Genomic DNA, 21,045 nt, shown 5'->3' with positions numbered 1-21,045 from the left:
ATGCACATCAGACGTTCACCGGAAGAGATTGCCGCCAACCGCGCGCGCTACGAGGAACATCAGAAAAAGGGGCTGGAATTTGCGCCGAAGGCATTGCCGGGCAAGAGCGCCAAACCTGCGCCGGTTATTGCCGCTGCTGACATCGTGCATCAGGAAAAGCTGCCGGGCGGCTGGTACTGGTGGACGCGCGTGAAGGCCAACGAGGTACTGCGCATCACGCTCGACGAAGGTTTCTCGACCGTCTCGGTTATTGCCTGGAATGCCGCGGACCCGAGCGAGCGGATGAACCTGCCGGATACGGTCAAGGTGCAGTGGACGACCGGTCTCGGCAAAGGCCGCGTCATCTTTTCCGACATGGGCAAGGTGATGTTCTCCATCGTGGAGGATAGCTGCGGCGCGCATGATGTGCTGATGGGCGGTTCGACGGCATCATCGAATGCCCGAAAGTATGTGGGAGCGAACGGCGCGACCTTGCGCAATACACGGGAGAATTTTGTGTTGGTCGCCACCAAGGCCGGGCTCGACAAGCGCGACATTCCGGCAGCACTCGCGCTGTTTGCACCGGTACGGGTCGATGCGGATGGCAAATTCGAATGGAAGCCGGAACTGGTTTCCGAGGGAGATTACGTCGACCTTCGCGCCGAGATGGACATGATCGTCGGTTTCTCCAACTGCCCCCATCCGCTCGATCCGAACCCGGTCTACGCGCCCAATCCGGTGACTATCACGCGCATCAAAGCTGTCGAGCCGGCGGCGGATGACCTCAGCCGCACAGCCACCGTCGAAGCGATCCGTGGCTTCGAAAACAACGCATTTGCGGCACTGTGAGAGGGGAGGCGACCATGACCAATTTCATCCAGACCTCCCAGGCTCGTAAGCTCTCGAATACGGTGCAGGATCACTACATCGCCGCCGAAGCGCCCTTCTCCACCTTCATCAAAAAGGGCCAGGTGGTGCGCATCGAGGATACCTATGGCCAGCAGGCCGTCGATACGCTGTTCTATAACGCGCATGACTTTTCCGAGCGTTATTCCAGCCAGGATACGATGCGGGAGCAGGGGGCTGCCTATATCTCGACCGGCACCAAGGTCTTCTCCAACGAAGGCAGGGTGATGCTGACGATGACGGCGGACAGCTGCGGCCGTCACGATACCTCAGCCGGGGCCTGCTCCTGCGAGAGCAACACCGTGCGCTTCGGCCACTACACGAAGTACCTGCATGCCTGCCGCGATAACTTTGTCATCGAGGTGTCCAAGCACGGCATGAGCAAGCGCGACGTGGTGCCGAACATCAATTTCTTCATGAATGTGCCGATCGAACCATCAGGCGAGATGACCATTGTCGACGGCATTTCCGCTCCCGGCGACTATGTGGAACTGGTGGCGGAAATGGATGTGCTGTTGGTCATTTCCAATTGCCCGCAGATCAACAATCCCTGCAACGGCTTCGACCCCACGCCGATCCGGGTGCTGGTCTGGGATGGCGAGGCCGCCTGATGTTCAAGAAGGTATTGATTGCCAATCGCGGCGAAATCGCCGTCCGCGTCATCAAGACGCTTCGCAAGATGCGGATTGCGAGCGTCGCGGTCTATTCCGATGCCGATCGTTTCTCCAAGGCCGTGCTGATGGCGGACGAGGCGGTTCGTCTCGGTCCCGCCCCGGCGTCCGAAAGCTACCTGAATGTGGATGCCGTGATTGCTGCCTGCCGCCAGACGGGTGCGGAAGCGGTGCATCCGGGCTATGGTTTTCTGTCGGAGAATATCGGCTTTGCCGAACGGCTGAAGGCGGAAGGCATCACCTTCATCGGACCTTCGCCGGCGAATATCTCTGCCTTCGGTCTGAAGCATACCGCCCGCGACCTGGCGAAGGCCAGCGGCGTGCCGCTGCTGCCCGGTTCCGGCCTGCTCGCAAGCCGCGACGAGGCGCTGACAGCTGCGCAAGAGATCGGCTATCCGGTGATGCTGAAATCGACGGCAGGCGGCGGTGGCATCGGCATGCAGCTTTGCGATAGTGCGGATGCACTAGCGGCCGCCTTCGACAGCGTGCAACGCATCGCGAAATCCAGCTTCGGCGATGCACGCGTCTATCTGGAACGCTTCGTTGCCAAGGCGCGTCATGTGGAAGTGCAGATCTTTGGCGACGGCAAGGGCCGCGTGATTGCGCTGGGGGAACGCGACTGCTCGCTCCAACGCCGGAACCAGAAGGTGATCGAGGAAACGCCAGCGCCGGGATTGTCTGATGCTGTTCGTCAACGCCTGCATGCGGCAGCCGTATCGCTAGGCCAACAGGTGGCTTACGCATCTGCTGGAACCGTCGAGTTCATCTATGATCCGGCGCGGAAGGAGTTCTACTTTCTGGAGGTCAACACCCGCCTTCAGGTGGAGCATCCGGTGACGGAAGCGGTCTTCGGTGTCGATCTCGTCGAATGGATGATCCGGCAGGCCGCTGGCGAGGATGTGCTGACGGGCAAGGAGCACCTTGTGCCGAAGGGTGCGGCCATCGAGGCCCGTGTCTATGCGGAAATGCCTCATGCCGGTTTTCGCCCCAGCGCCGGTCTGCTGACCGAAGTGGTGTTTCCCGAGGAAGCTCGCGTCGATGGCTGGGTGGAAACGGGAACGGAGGTCACGCCATTCTACGATCCCATGCTCGCCAAGGTGATCGTATCAGGCGAGAGCCGAGAGGCTGCCATTGCGGCCCTGTCCTCTGCCTTGGCAAAAACCTCGCTCTGCGGCATCGAGACGAACCTCGAATACCTGAAAGCCATCGCTGCCTCCGACCTGTTCAACAGCGGTGATGTCGCCACCACGGCTCTGAAGGATTTCGATTTCGTGCCTGACGTGGTGGAAGTCATTTCGCCCGGCGCGCAATCCAGCCTGCAGGAACTGCCGGGCCGTCTCGGCCTCTGGCATGTGGGGGTGCCACCGTCAGGGCCTATGGATGAGCGCTCCTTCCGTCACGCAAACCGCCTTGTCGGCAATCATGACCACACGGCAGCCTTGGAGCTCACCGTCTCCGGTCCAGTGCTGAAGTTCTTCTCGGACGTCACGATTGCTTTGGCCGGCGCGGACATGCCGATGAAGCTTGACGGTGTCCCGGTTCCCCATGGTGAAGCTGTTGCCGTCAAGGCAGGGCAGACGCTATCGATCGGCTCGATCAGCGGCGCGGGACAACGGGCTTATCTGGCCGTTTCCGGTGGCTTCGATGCGCCTGTTGTCATGGGCTCTCGCGCGACCTTCGGCCTCGGCCAGTTCGGCGGCAATGCCACCGGCACGCTTCGGGCAGGCCATGTGTTGCGGCTTCCCCGAGGGGCTCAGGTGGACGTAAAGCCCGCCAATGAGCCGGCAGAACTGACACGGGAATGGTCCGTCGGCGTCCTCTATGGGCCGCACGGCGCGCCGGATTTCTTCCTTCAAGAAGACATCGAAACGCTGTTTTCCACTGAATACGAGGTGCATTTCAACTCGGCCCGCACCGGCGTGCGGCTGATCGGCCCTGCGCCAAAATGGGCGCGCGCCGATGGCGGCGAGGCGGGGTTGCACCCCTCCAACCTGCATGACAATGCCTATGCGATTGGCGCGATCGATTTTACCGGCGATATGCCGATCATCCTCGGACCTGATGGCCCAAGCCTCGGCGGCTTCGTCTGCCCGGCGGTCATCGCCCGCGATGAGCAGTGGAAGATGGGCCAGTTCAAGCCGGGGGATAAGATCCGGTTTCATGCTGTTGAGCGGCAAGAGGATGATGTCTTGGCGGCGCCTAGACTGCGTGCGCCAGCCATCGGTTCGCCCATCCTTACTGCTAACGAAGCGGGCCTGATCCCGGTCGTCTATCGCCGTCAGGGGGATGATAACCTGCTGGTCGAATACGGTCCGATGCAGCTCGATATCGGCATTCGCATGCGCGTCCATCTTTTGATGCAGGCGGTGAAGGCCGCGAAACTGCCGGGGCTGATCGACCTGACGCCCGGCATTCGCTCATTACAGATCCATTACGACAGCACCGTGCTTTCTCGGACGAAGCTTCTGGGACTGCTGGCGGAGATCGAGAAAAGCCTGCCTGCGGTCTCGGAGGTGAAGGTGCCGAGCCGCACGGTCTGGCTGCCGCTATCGTGGAACGATCCGCAGGCTGAACTCGCCATGCGGAAATATCAGGAGCTGGTGCGGCCCAATGCGCCTTGGTGCCCATCCAATATCGAATTCATCCGCCGCATCAACGGGTTGGCGGATGAGCAGGCGGTCAAGAACACCATCTTCGATGCCTCCTATCTGGTGATGGGTCTAGGGGACGTCTACCTCGGTGCGCCGGTCGCAACGCCCATCGACCCGCGCCACCGTCTTGTTACCACCAAATATAACCCGGCCCGCACCTGGACCCCGGAAAACGCCGTCGGCATCGGCGGCGCTTACATGTGCATCTATGGCATGGAAGGGCCGGGCGGTTACCAACTCTTCGGCCGCACGATCCAAGTGTGGAACACATGGCGGCAGACGCAGGTGTTTGGCAAGGACAAGCCGTGGCTTCTGGATTTCTTCGACCAGATCCGCTTCTTCCCCGTCAGCCATGACGAGTTGACGGAGGCGCGCGCAGCCTTCCCCCATGGGGGATACCCGGTTCGTATCGAGGAGGGTACCTTCTCCTACGCTGATTACGAAGCCGAAATGGCGCGTAACGCTGCCGGCATCTCTGCCTTCAAGCAGGGCCAGCAGGCGGCATTCGAGGCGGAGCGTCAGCGCTGGAAGGAACAGGGGCTCGACAGTTTCCAGGTGGACGAGGGGGCCGGCCCAGGCCTTGGCGGCGATATTCCTGACGGCTGCTTCGGCGTGGAAAGCGCCGTCCCCGGCAATGTCTGGAAAGTGCTTGTCGAGCCTGGCCAGCGTGTGGAAGCTGGCGAAACGCTTGCCATCATTGAATCGATGAAAATGGAAATCACCGTGACTGCCCATGCTGCCGGACGCATCCGGGACTTGCGGGCAGGGCCGGGTCGAAACGTCAAGGCCGGCGATGTTCTGGTCGTACTGGAGGATGTTTGAATGCTGCCTACCATACTGGATCTTGCCTCGTTGAAAGCGGCCTATGCCTCTGGTCTGACCCCACTTGATTTGGTGGAGGAGGTCATCGCGCGGCGCAAGGCGTCCGATGATCCCGCAATTTTCATCACCCAGACCCCGGACGATGATCTTCGCGCCGCCGCCGAAGCCCTGATGGAAAAGGCGCCGGAGCCGAACAGCCTTCCGCTCTGGGGCATTCCCTTTGCGGTGAAGGACAATATCGACGTGACCGGACTTCCGACGACAGCTGCGTGCCCTGCCTTTGCCTATCACCCGGAAAAAGATGCGACCGTCGTTGCTCGTCTGAAGGCAGCGGGCGCAATCGTGATCGGCAAGACCAATCTCGACCAGTTCGCGACAGGCCTGAACGGCACCCGTTCGCCCTATGGCGCACCGCGTTCGGTCTTCAACAAGGATTACGTTTCTGGTGGTTCTTCCTCCGGGTCGGCGGTCGCGGTTGGTGCAGGCTTGGCCACGTTCGCAATGGGAACGGATACGGCGGGTTCTGGACGCGTTCCGGCGGCCTTCAATAATCTCGTCGGCATCAAGCCGACGCCGGGGCTAGTGCCGAATGTCGGCGTCGTACCTGCCTGCCGCAGCGTCGATGTGGTGACGGTGTTTGCCGCGACGGTGGGCGATGGGGTGGCGATCCGCAAGGTCATGGACGGCTATGATGCGGGCGATCCCTATTCGCGCAAGGCTGAACCAGCCAAGCTGCCTGGATCCGGTTTGCGCATCGGCGTTCTTGAAGGTGCTGAACGCGAATTCTTCGGCAACAAGGCAGTCGAAGCGCTCTACGATGCGGCCATCGAACGGGCAAAGTCGCTCGGTGCGACCATCGTGCCCTTCGATTATGCGCCTTTCCGGCAGGCCGCCGAACTGCTCTACAACGGCCCCTGGGTGGCGGAACGGCTGGCTGCGGTGAAGGATTTCATCGCGACGAATGCCGATGATTTCGACCCGACCGTTCGCAAGATCATCGAGGGCGCGAAGGCCTATGATGCGGTTGCCGCCTTCGAGGGCCAGTACAAGCTTGGTCATCTGCGCCAGAAGGCGCTGGCCGAATGGGAAAAGCTTGATCTGCTGATGCTGCCGACCTCGCCGACCACCTATACGGTCGAGGCGATGCTGGCGGACCCGATCACCAAGAACAGTCACTTCGGGCGCTACACCAATTTCGCCAACTTGTTCGGTTACGCGGCGATTGCCGTGCCCGGCGGCTTCGGGCCGGACGGTCTACCCAATGGTGTGACCTTCTTCGGCCCGTCCTTCTCAGACGATGCGCTGGCGCCGTTCGCAGACGCCATGCATCGTGCGGTCGCCTCTGGCATGGGCAAGGACAGAACGGCGGCCCTGCCGGAAGCTTCGAAGGTTGCAGAAGCCGATGACGGGCTCGTCACCATCATGGTCGTCGGCGCGCATCTGACGGGCATGCCGCTCAACCACGAACTGACCGGTCCCGGCGGAAAATTCCTGAAGGTCTGCCGCACGGCAGGCGACTATCGCCTTTTCGTTCTGCCCAACACCACGCCGCCGAAGCCGGGCCTGATCCGCGAGCCGGGTTTTGCGGGGCCGGGGCTGGAAGTGGAAGTCTGGAAGGTCACGCCCGCGGCCTTCGGGCGCTTTGTGCAGAACATCCCGGCTCCGCTTGGCATCGGCAAGGTCACGCTCGATGACGGCAGCCAGGTCTCTGGGTTCCTTTGCGAGCCTTATGCGCTGCAGGGCGCGCAAGACGTAACGCACTTCGGCGGATGGCGAGCCTATCGCCAATCCCTGGCGTGAGTGTCAGACGCCATTAATCTGGTTGCTTAGGGTGGGCTTGCGAACTCATGAGGAATGCGTTCGCAAGCCGTCCATCAGAACCCCGATGAGCTTTTGCGACCGCTCTTGCCAATCGGGCCCGTCAGGCATGGAATAAATGCCGTAGAGCACATGCATGATGTCGCTGGCATCCACGTCGTCGCGGATGAGTTTTTCTGCCACAGCACGGGAACGAAGCTGGTCGAAGGCTTCGCGGATCTTGCCTGCACCATCAGCAAACAATGTCGAGTTGGAATTGAAGAGGATCTTCAGGCTGGCGGCCATGCCGCGCTTGGCCGCGATGTAACCCACGAACCGCCGCATCCACTCTTCCAGCGCGACATCAGGGGCGTGTGTGGCCGACAGCCTGTCGGCGGCGGCGGCAAGGCTTTCCAGCTCTCGGCGATAGACAGCCTCAACAAGATGCTCACGTGTGGGAAAGTGGCGGTAGAGCGTTCCGATCCCCACACCGGCCTGTCGGGCGATATCTTCAAGAGACGTCGAAACACCATGCGTCGAAAAGGCACGCCCGGCTGATTCCACAAGCTTTTCACGATTGCGGAGGGCGTCTGCGCGCTGCTTTGGGGCGCAAGCCTTGGGGGCGATCTCTGACAAAATTCGCTTTCCGGCGTCTCTGTGAGCTTGACCCTTGCCAAACTCAGCCTAAGTTAAACGGAGGCGCCTCCGATTGAGGTTGCCTATTGCCGTTTTAGTCCAGAAGCCGGTCGGATGTCATGGAGAAATATTCCGCGAGGCTCGACACGCCATTCGAAAGCAGTGCCTGATGCGAGGCGCATCCGCTGCGAACCACTGTAGTCTCACACATGAGGAGCTGTGATGACAGATCCAATTTCGTTGAATCTAAAAATCAACGGGCAATCGCATGCCCTTGACGTTGAGCCGCGTGTTACGCTGCTCGACGCTCTGCGCGAACACCTGCATCTGACGGGGACGAAGAAGGGGTGCGACCAGGGGCAATGCGGCGCCTGCACGGTGTTTGTCGATGGTCGCCGCGTTCTCTCCTGTCTCACGCTCGCCGCCCAGGCGGAAGGTGCTGAGATCACAACCATTGAAGGACTGGCCGGCGCGGATGGAGCGCTGCATCCGGTACAAGAGGCATTCCTGGAGCACGATGCCTTCCAGTGCGGCTATTGCACGCCGGGCCAGATCATGTCCGCCGTTGCCTGCATCAAGGAAGGGCATGCGGGTTCAGAGGCGGAAATCCGCGAATACATGTCCGGAAATCTCTGTCGGTGCGGGGCCTATAATTCCATCGTCGCCGCGGTGCGACAGGCAGCGGAGGCGGTGTGATGCGGGAATTTTCCTACAGTCTAGCCGCCTCTCTTGAGGACGCAGCTCACCGCGCTAAAGCGGCCGGCGCACTGCTGATCGCGGGTGGAACGACACTGCTGGATCTCGCCAAATGCGGCGTGACGGAGCCGGAAGCGGTTGTCGATATCAGCAAGCTGACGGGCTTCGGCGAGATCGAAGTCACGGATGGAGGCGTCAAGATCGGCGCGCTTGCTCGCATGAGCGACGTGGCCGAACACGCTGAATTACAACAGTATTTCCCGGCGGTCACGCAATCCCTGTCGCTGGCTGCGTCCGCGCAGCTGCGCAACATGGCGACCATCGGCGGCAATCTGCTGCAGCGAACCCGCTGCAATTATTTCCGTGATCCGGCTGCCTTCCCCGCCTGCAACAAGCGCAACCCCGGTTCCGGCTGTTCGGCGCTCGGTGGCGTCACCCGCAATCATGCCGTTCTTGGCGTGAGCGAGCATTGCATTGCCACCTATCACGGTGATCTGGCCGTCGCTCTGACGGCATTTGATGCCGTGATCGAATTGACCGGCCGCGAAATTGGCATCGAGGACTTCTTCCTCCTGCCGGGCGATACGCCGGATCGGGAAACGGTTCTGCAGCCGGGTGAGATCATCACAGGCATCCGCATCGCTGCCACGCCTGCGGCGCGCAAGTCGCTCTATCTCAAGGTGCGCGATCGCCAGTCCTACGAGTTTGCGGCGGCAAGTGCCGCTGTCGGACTGGAACTTGAGGCTGATGGCGGAACGATCCGGGACATCCGGGTCGCACTGGGCGGCGTCGCGACTAAGCCATGGCGCGCACGCGCCGTTGAACAGGCACTGATTGGCAAGACACTGACGGAAGATACGGTTCGCGAGGCCTCGCGTCTGGCCGTGGAAGGTGCGGTCGCCCATGGCGACAACGCCTATAAGATCGATCTGGTGCCGCGGGTCGTCGCGCGTGCCATCCTGACAGTGGGAGGTCTGGCATGACCCTGATGGAACCTCGCAAGCATGGCAGCGCCTCCGACAGCGCCGTCGGCAGCAGATTGTCGCGACTGGACGGTCGTTTGAAAATTACCGGCGGCGCGACCTATGCGCTGGAACAGCCGGTCGAGAATGTGGCCCATGCAGTTCTGGTACCGGCCACCATTGGCGCGGGCCGTGTCGTATCGATCGACACGAGCGCGGCGGAAGCCTCACCCGGCGTGCGGTTGGTGATCACGCCGCAGACCGAGATGGGCCTGTTGGTATCCGGTGACTGGGGCGGCAACCGCCCGGAGATCGTGCCCTATCATCCGCTGTCTCTGGACGTGACCTATAACGGCCAGGCGATCGCGGCTGTCATCGCAGAAACCATCGAACAGGCGGCCGAAGCGGCACGACTGGTCAAGGTGGAGTATGAAGAGGGTGCCGTGGTGGTCGATCTCTTCGATCCCAAGGCAAACAACCGCAAATCTCTCGACCAGATGGCCGTGAAGTGGGGCGATGCGGAGGCGGCCTTTGCTGGTGCCGCCGTGCAGGTGGAGGCGGAATATCGCACACCGCGCGAATACCACGTGCCGATCGAGCCGCATGGCCTGATTGCCGAGTGGTCCGGCGACCAGTTGACCGTCTGGGAGCCCAGCCAGTGGACGCATGGCATGGCGCGCATGTATTCGGAATGGTTCGACTTGCCGCTGGAGAATGTCCGCGTCATCTCGCCCTTCATCGGCGGCGGCTTCGGCTCCAAAGGCGCACCTTACTTCTACGGTGCGGTGGCAATCTTTGCGGCGAAGGTCTTGCAGCGCCCTGTGAAACTGGCGGTCACCCGCTCGCAGGGCTTTACCGCCTATGGCGGGCGTGCCTCGACGCAGCAGACGCTCAAGCTCGGTGCGAGCGAGGACGGCAAGCTTCAGGCGATCATCGTGGACGGTGCCAACGAAACATCGACCTATGCCGATTTCACCGAACAGACCGAAGCGGCAACCCCGCTGATGTACGCGGTGGAGAACTTCCGCTCAAGCCATACGCTTGTCAAAACCAACACTGTGACCCCAGGCGCCTTGCGCGCTCCAGGCAAGAACCCGAGCGCCTTCGGCATCGAAAGCGCCATGGACGAGCTTGCCTACAAGCTCGGCATGGACCCGCTGGAACTGCGTCTGAAGAACTACGCAGACCATGACTACCAGTCAGGCAAGCCCTGGTCTTCGCGACGGCTGCGTGAAGCCCTTGAAACGGGAGCGGAACGCTTTGGCTGGTCGCGCCGCAGCCATGCGCCGCGATCCATGAAGGAAGGGCGCACGCTGATTGGTTGGGGTATTGGCTGCGGCACCTTCCCCAATTTGCGCAACAGCGCGGAAGCGCTGATCCGCATCCTGCCGAATGGTCGGGTCGAAGTGGAAAGCGGCTCGATCGACATGGGGCAGGGCACTTACACGATCGTCGCCCAGACTGCAGCCGATGCGCTTGGCGTGCCCGTCGACCTCGTGGATGTGAAGCTTGGGGATTCACTCTGGGCCGGCGCCCCCGTGGCAGGCGGTTCCATGCTCGCATCTTCGATAACGGGCGCGGTCCACAAGGCAGCCGTCGCTGCGCGCGAAGAACTGATCGCGCTGGCACTGACAGAGGAGGGTTCACCCTTCCGCGAGACGGGGGCGAATACGCTCTCCATCGAGAACGGTCGCATTACCACCTCGATCGGTGATGGACCCGCGCTCGATTTCGCGACATTCCTCCGCCAAGTGCGGCGGGAAAGCCTGGAAGTGCGGCGCGACACGCTGCCGGAGGGAACCAAGCCGGCAGACGCCAACAAGTTCTGGACCACCATGGCGAATGTGCAGGGGCCAACGGCGACGGACTTTTCCGTCCACAGCTGGGGTGCTCACTTCGTCGAGGTGAAGGTGGACGAGGATTTCGGGACTGTAAGGGTTTCCCGCATCGTCTCCGCCTTCGATTGCGGCCTCATCTACAATCCGAAGCTCGCCGAAAGCCAGTGGCGCGGTGGCATCATCATGGGCATCGGCCAGGCTCTGTTGGAAGAAGGCTTGATCGATCCGCGCAATGGTCGTGTCATCAACAACAATCTCGGCGACTATCTGGTCCCGACCAATGCGGATGTGCCGCATATCGAGGTGATCTCCGTCGGTGAACCGGATCTGGAAGCCTCGGTTCTGGGCGGCAAGGGCGTGGGTGAAGTGGGCATTGTCGGCGTGGCGCCTGCTATTGCCAATGCCGTCTTCCACGCGACCGGCAAACGTATCCGCGATCTGCCGCTTACCCTCGACAAGATCCTCTAACAATACCGGCGGCGTCCGACAGGGCGCCGCCGTCCGCTGCCGTCAATGCAAGGCTGCCGCCGTGGCGCGAAACCGGTAGCCCTTTCTCAGTTTCTGTCGCAACAGGGCAAGAAGTGCCGCAATGGCCTTCTGTTCGCTGTCATAGATATCCGTGCAGCTTTGTCCGCCGGTTCCAAGCCGGCCCCAGTTTCTGACCACGCAGACCGCGCCGAACAGATCCCTCTGTAGCGACAGGTAATAGAACCGCGCCATATTACAGCTTCGGTCAATACGCTCGATCCGGATTTGATAGAGGTGCTGGGCCATGCCGGAATCATCGCCACAGGCCAGCCACGCGTCTAACGACAAATATGAATCGATAGTGCCGTTTGGATTCATGGGATTGATCATTGCAGATTGTCGCAACCCACAAAAGCGGGCTTAACGACGCTGTGTCGAGCGGATCTGCACGCGGTGATTGCTGAAAAATTAGGCGCGAGATGCCGAATTTTCTGACAAACTAATACATTTTCAATGAATAAGCCTTAGTTCGGGCTGTGGAATTTGATAATTGTCATGCATGCGCCTGGCTTGGTGTGCCTGACCCCACACCATAGACTGAGGTATCAGGTGAGCATCATCGGTAATATGAAAATCAGCAGCCGCATCATCATTGTTGCGGCGATCCCGACGCTTGCTCTGCTCGGGGCCGTTGTTCAGGACAATGTTAAAAGGCTGGCCGCTGTTTCACAGGCGCAAGCCGTGGCGGAAATCTCGGCCATGGCACCTGTGATCGGCGGCCTTGTTCATGAGGTGCAGAAAGAGCGCGGCGCGTCTGCCGGCTTCCTCGGTGCAAATGGCCAAGGGGAATTTGCGCTGTTGCTGGAAAAGCAGCGGACAGTGACCGACGCTGCACTGGCACGCTTTGCAGCGATGAAATTGACGGCGGACGGTGGCGTTGGTGGCGAAGCATTGAGAAGCCTTGCGGTGCAGGCACAGGCGAGGGTTGACCGGCTTCAGGCCATGAGAACGGATATCTCCGCGCTCAAAGCCAATGTTCCGGACGTTGCTGCCTATTTTGCCGATACGATCGGTAGCCTGATCAAGCTGATCGAGTCGATGAGTACCCTCACCACCGACAGTGTGATTTCGAACCGGATCGTGGCGTATTCCGCCTTGCTCCAGGGTAAAGAGCGAGCTGGGCAGGAGCGTACGATTGGTACGGCAGCTTTTGCCAGCGGCAGCTTCAGCGCCGAGAGCTATCAGCTATTCGTCAAGTTTGCCGCGATCCAGAACACGTACTTTTCCGACTTCAACAGCTACGCCACTGCTGCCGGGCGCGCCGCCCTGCAGGATGCCCTGACGGGTGATGCCGCGCGTCTCGTGGAGGCCCAGCGCGCCATCGCGCTGAAAAGCGCCTTTGGTGGTTCACTGAAGGACGTCAAAGGAGAAGACTGGTACAAGGCTGCTACGGATCGCATCAACGCGCTCAAGGGCGTTGAAGACAAGGTCGGTTCGGAGCTCACCCTCTTCGCCTCAGACAAGGCAGCCTCGGAAAGAAATGCGCTGATCATTTCGATCCTGACATCGCTTGGCGTGCTGGCTCTCGTTGGGCTGCTGGCAACCATCGTCACCCGCTCGATCACCCGGCCGGTGGGCCGCATCGTCGAAACCATGCGCCAGCTCGCGGCTGGTCGTGCAGATGCAGATCTCGATATCGCAGCCGATCGCAGCGAGATCGGAGACATGGTGAAATCGGTGGCTGTGTTCCGTGAAAACGCGCAGGAAAAGCTGAAGCTTGAAGCGCAAACGGAGGCCGGTCGTACTGAGCTGGAGCGGGAGCGCGTAGAGCGGGAGCGCCAGCAGGCGCAGGATGCCGCCGAGGTGCAGTTCGCAGTCGATAGCCTCGGTGCAGGACTTGGTGCCTTGGCCGATGGCCGCCTCAACTATCGCATCCAGGACACGTTCGCAGCGCGCCTGGACAAGATCCGCGTCGATTTCAACGTCGCCATCGCACGCCTTGACGACGCCATCCTCCATGTCAGCGGTAACGCGCAGACGATCGCTGCAGGCTCCAGCCAGATCCGCGCCTCTGCAGAAGATCTGGCCAAGCGTACCGAGCAGCAGGCCGCCTCTGTGGAAGAGACGGCAGCCGCGCTGGAACAAATCACGACAACGGTGGCCGACACCACACGCCGTGCAGAGGAAGCAGGCCGACTGGTCACGTCTACCCGTAAAAATGCGGAGCATTCGGGCACTGTTGTTTCAAGAGCCATCGAAGCGATGAATGCGATCGAAGCGTCCTCGAACGAGATTTCCAACATTATCGGCGTGATCGATGAAATTGCCTTCCAGACAAACCTTTTGGCGCTCAATGCCGGTGTTGAAGCAGCTCGTGCCGGTGATGCCGGCAAGGGGTTCGCGGTCGTTGCCCAGGAAGTTCGCGAACTGGCGCAACGGTCAGCCAGTGCTGCAAAAGATATCAAGACCTTAATTGCCAAGTCTGGCGAACACGTGACGAATGGCGTGAGCCTTGTGGGCGAAACCGGACAGGCTCTTGGTCAGATTGTCGAGCAAGTTAAGGAAATCAGCGTCAACGTGCTGTCCATCGTCGAAGCATCGCGCGAACAATCAGTCGGCATCAAGGAGATCAATCAGGCAGTCTCGCAGATGGATCAGGGCACGCAGCAAAATGCGGCCATGGTGGAAGAGTCGACCGCCGAGAGTCATTCTCTGGCGCAGGAAGCTGACGCGCTGTTCGCTCTCGTTGGCAAGTTCCAGACCGGCGCCGGCTCTAGCCAGAGCCACGCCCATACCGATTGGCAGCGTCAAAGACGCTTTGGCTGACAAGCTATAGGACTGGCATTCTCTTGTGCGCGGCCTTATACAGGCCGCGCATCCATTTTTGGGGGCGGGAGGAAGACATGAAGAAGATCGAGCTATCGAGTTCCGGTATCCAGGCGTCCAGCATCATTCTTGGCATGATGCGTATTGCTGGTCTGGAAGACCGAGACATCCGTGCCCTGTTCGATGCAGCGAGAGAAGCCAGCATCAACATCATCGATCATGCCGATATCTATGGAGGCGAACGCCACCGCTCCGAGCAGCGTTTTGGTCAGGCTGTTGCGTTGACGCCTTCGGAACGGCAGGAGCTGATCATTCAGAGCAAGGTCGGCATTCGCAAAGGCTTCTTTGATTTCTCCAAGGCGCACATCCTCGACACCGTCGACAAGTCTCTCGCAGCGCTGAAAACGGATTACCTCGATATTCTCCTTTTGCACCGCCCGGATGCGCTGGTGGAACCGGAAGAGGTCGCAGACGCTTTCGACACGCTCCACCGAACGGGCAAGGTACGCCACTTCGGCGTTTCCAACCATACGCCCGGTCAGATCGAATTGCTGCGAACCGCGCTGAACCAGCCGCTGATCGTCAACCAGATCCAGCTCAGTCTCGTTCACGCACCCTCCATCGCGTCGGGCATCGCCGCCAACATGGCCGGGCTGGAGCAATCAGTGGATCGCGACGGCGAGCTGGTAAACTACTGCCGGCGCGAGAAGATCACCCTGCAGGCGTGGTCGCCCTTCCAGAAGGGCTTTTTCGAAGGCGTGTTCGTTGGCGACCGCGAGAATTATCCTGTTCTCAACGATGTGCTGGATGAACTCGCGAAGAAATATGACGTGACCCCCAGCGCCATTGCCATCGCGTGGATCCTGCGCCATCCCGCCCGCATCCAGGTGGTGCTGGGCACAACCAATCTCACCCGCGTCAAGGATTGCGCCAAGGCAGCCGATATCGAGCTGACACGCGAGGAATGGTATCGCCTCTTCACGGCGGCGGGTTACACGCTGCCCTGACGGTCATAGGCGGAGGCTGGCCAAAGGCGGCCTCCGCTTTACTGCTGCAGATAGAGAATGCCGCAGATCGCGCAGGACGCAGCAAGCGCAGTGACCAGGCTGTAGCGCTGCAAAACGCCCATTCGGTATAGCATGACGGAAAAACCGATCAGCAGCGGCGTGGTGATCGCAAGCCCTATCTGCGCGTCCGTCATGGCATTCTCCATTCTTTGATTCCGCCAGCAGTGCGCGTTCTACGCTCCTGGGGGTGAATCTTCTTTGTGCCCGCGCAAAGAGCTGCGTTTGCCTTTGCCGTATCTGGTCTTACCACGACGTAACGGGAGAACCACGCCATGGCGGTCACCGATGGACGGGATCTAGAACGAGCGGAGCCGGGTCTCCTGCTCTGGATTTTGATCTGGAGCGAGCTCGCGGTCTTTAAGGTGCTGCTGATCGCTTTTCTGGTGATGTCGCTGATCTACCGCGACATGTTTGCAAAAGCGCGCATCCACCTTGACCGGCTGGCTGCCACCGCTGACCCTTGGCGGCCTTGGTCTGCATGCCGGCTTCGGCGCCTTCGGCTGGATGACGCTTGCCGCGATCGGCGTCAGCTATCGTCTTCTTGCGATGTTCATGCTGGCACCGGAGCAGCGCCCCTTGGGGGCAGCTCACGCGCTATCTTGCCATGACGAGCGTCGCGCTCAGCTTGGCAAGCATGCAGCTGGCCGCGCTCTGCGCGCTTTTCACTGCCCTTTCTTACGAGGTGGATCTGTGGCGCATGGTGAAGTCGCGGCGGCGGAAGGTTCTGGAAGCCAATTCGCTCGGCGCGCTGATCTCCGTGCCGTGGCTCCTTATTGCGCTGGCGCTTGTCTGCGCTGCCCTCTGGCTACCGGTTTCCGCCGGGCTGGCGGTGGCCGGCTTCTATCTTCTTCTGATGGGCTGGCTGACGGGTCTCGGGCTGGCACAGCTCTACAAGATCATTTCCTTCCTGACGTGGCTCAAGACCTATGGCAGCCTAATGGGACGCCGCGACGTGCCCACGGTGCAGGATCTGGTGCGCGAGCGCCATAGCCTGTCACTGATGATCGGCTATTACCTTGCCGTCTTCGGCGGCGCGCTCGCTCTTGGTCTCGGCCTGACGCTGTTGTTCCGCGTCGCGGCGGGCGTCCAGCTCCTGATGGTCATCGGCCTCGTTCTCGAATTTATCCGCGCACGCCGACTTTTCTACGTGCCGGAACATCTGCGCGTGCGCGCCGGTCATTCCCATCAGCAACTTCAGTCCACTTAGGAGGCATCGATGACACAGGCATTTCGGGAGCTGGATGTTCGCCCGCTGATCGCGAGCAGCGTCGGACCCTTCCAGCACATTATGGCGGCAACGGAGGCCCTGGCACCCGGTCAGGGCTTGCGGCTTTTGGCGCCCTTCCGCCCTGATCCGCTCTTCACGGTGATGAGCCGCAAGGGGTTCGAGCATATGGTCAATGATCTCGGCGACGGCAGCTTTGAAGTGCTGTTCAGCCCGGTCAAGCCTGCGCTGCTATCCTCCGACGAAGTAGCATCCGTGGACGATTGGGCGGAGCCGGTGCTTTCGCTGGACTTGTCGGATCTCGACCCGCCGCAGCCGATGATCCGCATCCTGGCCGAATTGGAAGGGATGGCGGTGGGCGACGTGCTCTTTGTCGTTCTCGCCCGCGAGCCTGTTTTCCTGTTTCCGGAACTCGTTCGCCGTGGTCACCAATGGGTCGGCAATCGCGACAAGAGCGGTGAAACGTTCCGCATGCTGGTGCGCCGGGGAGAGAGCAATGATGACCGTGGCTGACGACTGGCTTGCAAGAACGGAAGCGGTGCTGAGCCAGGTGGAAGACCCGGAAGTCGGCATGAACATTGTCCACCTCGGCCTCGTCTACGACATCAGCTTGAGTAGCGACCAGACACTGGCCGTTATCATTACAACGACGACACGCGGCTGCCCGATGGCCGGCTTCCTGCTGGACGCGGTGCGTGCCGCATTGGAGGCAGCCGGGATCGCCCCGCAGGTTTCCGTCGCGCTGACCTATGATCCGCTCTGGACACCGGAGCGCATGCGCCAAAGCGGCTGACAACTCTTTTGGCAACAAAAGAACCCGCAGCGGGCAAACGCTGCGGGTTTTTGCTGATGAATTTGACCGAGCTTCAGAGCGGAGAGCGCCGCCGGGTCGCCAGCATCGGGCCATATTCGATCAGGTAGGCGATGTTTGTCAGCAGCCACAGCAATCCGGCAAGCTCGTAGATCATCGGCGCATGATCCGGCAGCCATCCCGCCAGCGGTCGGACGATCGCGCAGGCGAAGAGCGCCAGATAGCCAAGGCAGGTCAGACGCGATGCGTTGAGTTCTCGTCCCGTATGACCCCGCGTTGCACGCGTCATCACCGCCAACATCATGGTCGAAACCGTACCGATAGCCATCAGATGCAATGCCGAAATGGCCTCCATGAGATTGACTGCCGTGGCTGCGATGGCAAAGAACCCGAGGATGACGAACGCGTAAGCGAGATGCAAAACCGCGAGAATGGGTTCGCCCATCGTCGTCCATCCCCGCCAGCGATAGAGGCGGCCAGCCTGCAGGAATGCAGCGAGCAGCCCGAGCCCGGCGGTTGCCATGGAGGCGGGAGCCAGAACCCAGCTTGCTAATGCCGGAACCGAGGCAAGGATCACGATGACGTCGAAGCGGTTATAGGCGGTCGGGAAATCGGTTCTGCCAGTTTTTGCCAGCCAGTTGCGCGTGAAGCTCGGTAGAATGCGCCCGCCAACGATGATGATCAGTGTCGTGTAGGCCGCGAGTGCCAAGCGAGTTGAGGTGTCTGCTCCGCCGGTGCGCAGCGTTTCGACATGAAAGCAGAGATTGGCGAGCGTCAACGCACCGAGCCCCGCCGCCACCTTCAAATCCTTCCACTTGCGCCCCGCGATGATTTCCCTGAGGCAGATGGTGAGCAAGGCCGGCAGGAAGAGGCTGTCCAGCACAGCTGCCGGCACGGCTCCGACAAGCGGAATGGCGACCATGACGACGCGGCCGACGCACCACAGCAGAAAGAGATAGAGAAGGGGAGGGCCGCTGACCGGCAGTCGTCCGGTCCAGTTCGGCACCGCCGTCAGCAGGAAGCCCGCAAGAACGGCCGATGCAAAGCCAAATAGCATTTCATGGCCGTGCCAAGCTCTTGAACCGTAATCGCCGCCAGTTGGCAACCCGTGAAAGAGTGCCGCCAGCCAAAGTATCATCGCTGCGAAAGCAAAGGCGGCAGCACCAAGAAAGAACGGGCGAAATCCGTAGGAAAACAGAATCATGCCGCGGCTCGCCATGCCTCTTGGCTGCCCTCCTGATTTTGAAATTGAGCGTTGCGAAGTTTTGGTCATGGGTCATCTCCGTATTTTTGAAGAAGATGAAATTCCCGATGCGCTTGTTCTTTGCGGAAGCGCAAAAAGAGAGGCGGAAACCAGGTCGAATATTGTTCCAACGCAAAGATCGTCTTTACGGCCGGGCGTAGAAATTCTCTCAACAAAACGGTTTCACGTTCGCTCAGAGCAGGAGAAGATCGATGAGCAACAAGTTTGAAGTTACTCGGCGCACAATGCTTGCCGGAGCCGCATTCGCAGGAGCAATGGCTCCTATGGTGGCCGCAACGGTTGCGACCGCTGCCCCGCAGCCGAAGTCGGTCAAGGAGATCGCTGCAGAACTTTCAAAGCTGGAGCGTGTAAAGATCGAACTGGTCAAGCCGCCCTTCGTGCATGCCCATACGCAGAAGGCTCAAGGCGGCCCCAAGATCTATGAAGTCACGCTGACAATCGAGGAAAAGAAGATCGTTGTGGATCAGGCCGGCACGGAAGTCCATGCCATGACTTTCAACGGTTCTGTGCCCGGACCGATGATCGTGGTGCATCAGGATGACTATGTTGAACTGACCCTGGTCAATCCGGAAACCAATACGCTGCAGCACAATATCGACTTCCACGCCGCCACGGGCGCGCTGGGTGGCGGTGCGCTCACCGTCGTCAACCCCGGCGAAAAGGCCGTCATGCGCTTCAAGGCCACCAAGGCTGGCGTCTTCGTCTATCACTGCGCACCTCCCGGCATGGTTCCCTGGCATGTCACATCGGGCATGAATGGCGCGATCATGGTACTGCCGCGTGACGGGCTGAAGGATCACAAGGGCAACGAACTTAACTATGACCGCGTCTACTATGTCGGTGAGCAGGACTTCTATGTGCCCCTCGACGAGAAGGGCAATTACCGCAAGTATGACAGCCATGGCGATGCCTATGCCGATGTGCTGGAGGTCATGAAGACACTGACGCCGAGCCATATCGTCTTCAACGGCGCGGTGGGCGCATTGACAGGCGAAAATGCCCTGAAGGCAAAGGTGGGAGAACGTGTGCTCATTCTGCATTCGCAGGCCAACCGCGATACCCGGCCCCACCTGATTGGCGGCCATGGTGATTATGTCTGGGCGACCGGCAAGTTCGCCAACCCGCCGGAACTCGATCAGGAAACCTGGTTCATTCCGGGAGGTGCAGCAGGTGCCGCCTTCTATACGTTCCATCAGCCGGGCATCTACGCCTACGTCAACCACAACCTGATCGAAGCCTTTGAGAAGGGTGCGGCAGCCCACTTTAAAGTCGAAGGCGAGTGGAACAACGACCTGATGACGGCGCTCGTTTCGCCCAATACCCATTGACGCGACAAGATGCCGTTCCGGCGATGAAGGCTCCAGCCTCGCCAATTCGCCGGATTGCATCTCGGGTGCCCGCCGTGATCGTCTTAATGCGATAACGGCGGGCACATCTCCGGCAATTGCTAGAGGTTTCCATCATGAAGACCGCCACCGCATTTTCGCAGGATGTGCCGCTGGGCACCCTCCTTCTCCCGCTGATAATTTTGGCGGGGCTTGCCGTTTCCGCGGTGAAAGTCGCAGGGCTCATCTTGCAGCCCTTGCCGGCGGGCGTTATCCCAAGTCCGCACACAGTTACTATACCCGCGCATGACGTGACTTATCGGCAGGATGGCGAATTCTATAAAGATGGATTTGCGGTGGATGCGCCGAAGGTGACGATCCGGTCGCCGCAATTCTCGATCATGAAATACCAGGTCAGCGAGAAAGATTATGGCCGCTGCGTGGAGGCGGGCGTCTGCGAGGCGCCGGATCAGCAGCATCGCCACGGCCTTGACCGGCCCGTGACCGGTGTCAGTTTCGACGATGCGACGCGCTACGCCCGCTGGCTGACGCAGCAGACAGGAGCGGTCTGGTCACTGCCGACGCATGAGCAGGCGGTTTTTGCTGCGGGCTCGAAATTTCCCGATGACGCGCTTGGCATAGATCCCGATAACCGCAATCCCGCACTGCGCTGGCTTGCCGACTACGATCGCGAAACGCGCCGGAAAAGCCTGTCGGATCCACTTCCAAAGCAAGCCGGCACGTTTGGGGAAAATGAATTTGGGCTTGCGGATTTTGCAGGCAATGTCTGGGAATGGACATCCACCTGTCACCGCCGCGTCGATATGGCGGCGGGTGGAAAAATCGCCGCTTCCGACAAGCGCTGCGGAATTTATGTGACTGTTGGCCAACACCGCGCACCGATGAGCTCCTTCGTGCGAGACCCCAAGTCCGGTGGTTGCGCGGTGGGTACGCCGCCTGCCAATCTCGGCTTTCGTCTCGTGAGGGACGACCGCTGGTATGCAGTTCTGCTGCTGCGGCTGAACGACCGCCTGCCGATGCGGTAAGGTGGCGCCAAAATTTCGCCCAGTCTTGCTGTGGATCAATTCAAGCCGAAGCTTC

The 21,045-nt window shown here is 60.5% G+C and carries 19 protein-coding genes; 15 read left to right on the top strand and 4 right to left on the bottom strand.

From position 1 onward, the window contains the following. The 4 genes from Q2T52_RS12485 to atzF are packed head-to-tail and all read left to right on the top strand — an operon-like array spanning window position 1 to window position 6,829. Entirely contained in the window at window positions 1-828 is an 828-nt protein-coding gene (locus Q2T52_RS12485; RefSeq protein ID WP_302077065.1) for an urea amidolyase associated protein UAAP1, read from the top strand. A gap of 14 nt (window positions 829-842) precedes the next feature. Then, on the top strand, window positions 843-1,496 hold the full coding sequence (locus Q2T52_RS12480; RefSeq protein ID WP_302077064.1) for an urea amidolyase associated protein UAAP2: 654 nt from the start codon (window positions 843-845) through the stop codon (window positions 1,494-1,496). After that, window positions 1,496-5,029 carry an urea carboxylase gene (gene uca, locus Q2T52_RS12475; RefSeq protein WP_302077063.1) on the top strand — a complete coding sequence of 1,178 codons (3,534 nt, stop codon included), beginning with the start codon at window positions 1,496-1,498 and terminating at the stop codon, window positions 5,027-5,029. Before Q2T52_RS12480 ends, uca begins: the two co-directional genes overlap by 1 nt. After that, window positions 5,030-6,829 (top strand): allophanate hydrolase, encoded by a 1,800-nt coding sequence (gene atzF, locus Q2T52_RS12470; RefSeq protein ID WP_302077062.1) that lies wholly within the window; start codon window positions 5,030-5,032, stop codon window positions 6,827-6,829. A gap of 45 nt (window positions 6,830-6,874) precedes the next feature. Here atzF and Q2T52_RS12465 read toward each other — a convergent pair whose 3' ends face one another. Beyond that, the gene (locus Q2T52_RS12465; protein WP_302077061.1) at window positions 6,875-7,462 is read right to left on the bottom strand and encodes a TetR/AcrR family transcriptional regulator; all 588 of its coding nucleotides are present in this window, start codon (window positions 7,460-7,462) and stop codon (window positions 6,875-6,877) included. A gap of 222 nt (window positions 7,463-7,684) precedes the next feature. On the opposite strand from Q2T52_RS12465, the gene Q2T52_RS12460 reads away from it, so the two are divergent. The 3 genes from Q2T52_RS12460 to Q2T52_RS12450 are packed head-to-tail and all read left to right on the top strand — an operon-like array spanning window position 7,685 to window position 11,426. Then, on the top strand, window positions 7,685-8,158 hold the full coding sequence (locus tag Q2T52_RS12460) for a (2Fe-2S)-binding protein (RefSeq protein WP_302077060.1): 474 nt from the start codon (window positions 7,685-7,687) through the stop codon (window positions 8,156-8,158). Continuing rightward, window positions 8,158-9,141: an FAD binding domain-containing protein gene (locus Q2T52_RS12455; RefSeq protein ID WP_302077059.1), complete on the top strand. Its 984-nt coding sequence runs from the start codon at window positions 8,158-8,160 to the stop codon at window positions 9,139-9,141. The genes Q2T52_RS12460 and Q2T52_RS12455 overlap by 1 nt, the downstream gene beginning before the upstream one ends. After that, the gene (locus Q2T52_RS12450) at window positions 9,138-11,426 is read left to right on the top strand and encodes a xanthine dehydrogenase family protein molybdopterin-binding subunit (RefSeq protein ID WP_302077058.1); all 2,289 of its coding nucleotides are present in this window, start codon (window positions 9,138-9,140) and stop codon (window positions 11,424-11,426) included. Before Q2T52_RS12455 ends, Q2T52_RS12450 begins: the two co-directional genes overlap by 4 nt. A gap of 42 nt (window positions 11,427-11,468) precedes the next feature. Here the strand turns inward: Q2T52_RS12450 and Q2T52_RS12445 are convergent, their stop codons facing one another. Continuing rightward, window positions 11,469-11,816, bottom strand: coding sequence for a WGR domain-containing protein (locus Q2T52_RS12445; RefSeq protein ID WP_302077057.1), 348 nt, complete (start codon window positions 11,814-11,816; stop codon window positions 11,469-11,471). A gap of 219 nt (window positions 11,817-12,035) precedes the next feature. Between Q2T52_RS12445 and Q2T52_RS12440 the strand changes: the two genes are divergently transcribed. Beyond that, window positions 12,036-14,252 carry a methyl-accepting chemotaxis protein gene (locus Q2T52_RS12440; RefSeq protein WP_302077056.1) on the top strand — a complete coding sequence of 739 codons (2,217 nt, stop codon included), beginning with the start codon at window positions 12,036-12,038 and terminating at the stop codon, window positions 14,250-14,252. Between the two features lie 77 nt (window positions 14,253-14,329). Continuing rightward, on the top strand, window positions 14,330-15,259 hold the full coding sequence (locus Q2T52_RS12435; protein ID WP_302077055.1) for an aldo/keto reductase: 930 nt from the start codon (window positions 14,330-14,332) through the stop codon (window positions 15,257-15,259). Between the two features lie 38 nt (window positions 15,260-15,297). On the opposite strand, the gene Q2T52_RS12430 is transcribed toward Q2T52_RS12435, so the two are convergent. Continuing rightward, window positions 15,298-15,453 (bottom strand): hypothetical protein, encoded by a 156-nt coding sequence (locus Q2T52_RS12430; RefSeq protein ID WP_302077054.1) that lies wholly within the window; start codon window positions 15,451-15,453, stop codon window positions 15,298-15,300. A 470-nt stretch (window positions 15,454-15,923) separates the two neighbouring features. Here Q2T52_RS12430 and Q2T52_RS12425 point away from each other — a divergent pair, with 470 nt between their 5' ends. From Q2T52_RS12425 to Q2T52_RS12415, 3 genes are read left to right on the top strand one after another with little or no spacing between them, the layout of a single operon-like run. Then, a complete protein-coding gene (locus tag Q2T52_RS12425) occupies window positions 15,924-16,526 on the top strand; it encodes a hypothetical protein (RefSeq protein ID WP_302077053.1) in 603 nt (200 codons plus the stop codon). A gap of 9 nt (window positions 16,527-16,535) precedes the next feature. Continuing rightward, window positions 16,536-17,057, top strand: a complete 522-nt coding sequence (locus Q2T52_RS12420) for a DUF2249 domain-containing protein (protein WP_302077052.1) — start codon at window positions 16,536-16,538, stop codon at window positions 17,055-17,057. Then, the gene (locus tag Q2T52_RS12415) at window positions 17,041-17,337 is read left to right on the top strand and encodes a metal-sulfur cluster assembly factor (RefSeq protein WP_302077051.1); all 297 of its coding nucleotides are present in this window, start codon (window positions 17,041-17,043) and stop codon (window positions 17,335-17,337) included. Before Q2T52_RS12420 ends, Q2T52_RS12415 begins: the two co-directional genes overlap by 17 nt. Before the next feature lie 73 nt (window positions 17,338-17,410). On the opposite strand, the gene Q2T52_RS12410 is transcribed toward Q2T52_RS12415, so the two are convergent. Then, window positions 17,411-18,559, bottom strand: a complete 1,149-nt coding sequence (locus Q2T52_RS12410) for an NnrS family protein (RefSeq protein ID WP_302077050.1) — start codon at window positions 18,557-18,559, stop codon at window positions 17,411-17,413. Here Q2T52_RS12410 and Q2T52_RS12405 point away from each other — a divergent pair. From Q2T52_RS12405 to Q2T52_RS12395, 3 genes are all read left to right on the top strand, one after another. Then, window positions 18,558-18,827, top strand: coding sequence for a hypothetical protein (locus Q2T52_RS12405; protein ID WP_302077049.1), 270 nt, complete (start codon window positions 18,558-18,560; stop codon window positions 18,825-18,827). The genes Q2T52_RS12410 and Q2T52_RS12405 overlap by 2 nt on opposite strands. Further along, window positions 18,811-19,947, top strand: coding sequence for a copper-containing nitrite reductase (gene nirK, locus Q2T52_RS12400; protein WP_302077048.1), 1,137 nt, complete (start codon window positions 18,811-18,813; stop codon window positions 19,945-19,947). The genes Q2T52_RS12405 and nirK overlap by 17 nt, the downstream gene beginning before the upstream one ends. 134 nt (window positions 19,948-20,081) lie before the next feature. Then, window positions 20,082-20,990, top strand: a complete 909-nt coding sequence (locus Q2T52_RS12395; RefSeq protein WP_302077047.1) for an SUMF1/EgtB/PvdO family nonheme iron enzyme — start codon at window positions 20,082-20,084, stop codon at window positions 20,988-20,990. Window positions 20,991-21,045 lie beyond the last annotated feature (55 nt).

The organism is Rhizobium oryzicola (assembly GCF_030504645.1).
Classification (GTDB): Bacteria; Pseudomonadota; Alphaproteobacteria; order Rhizobiales; family Rhizobiaceae; genus Neorhizobium; species Neorhizobium oryzicola.
The sequence above is the reverse complement of the archived record's forward strand: the minus strand, read 5'-3'. Positions and strand labels throughout refer to the sequence as shown.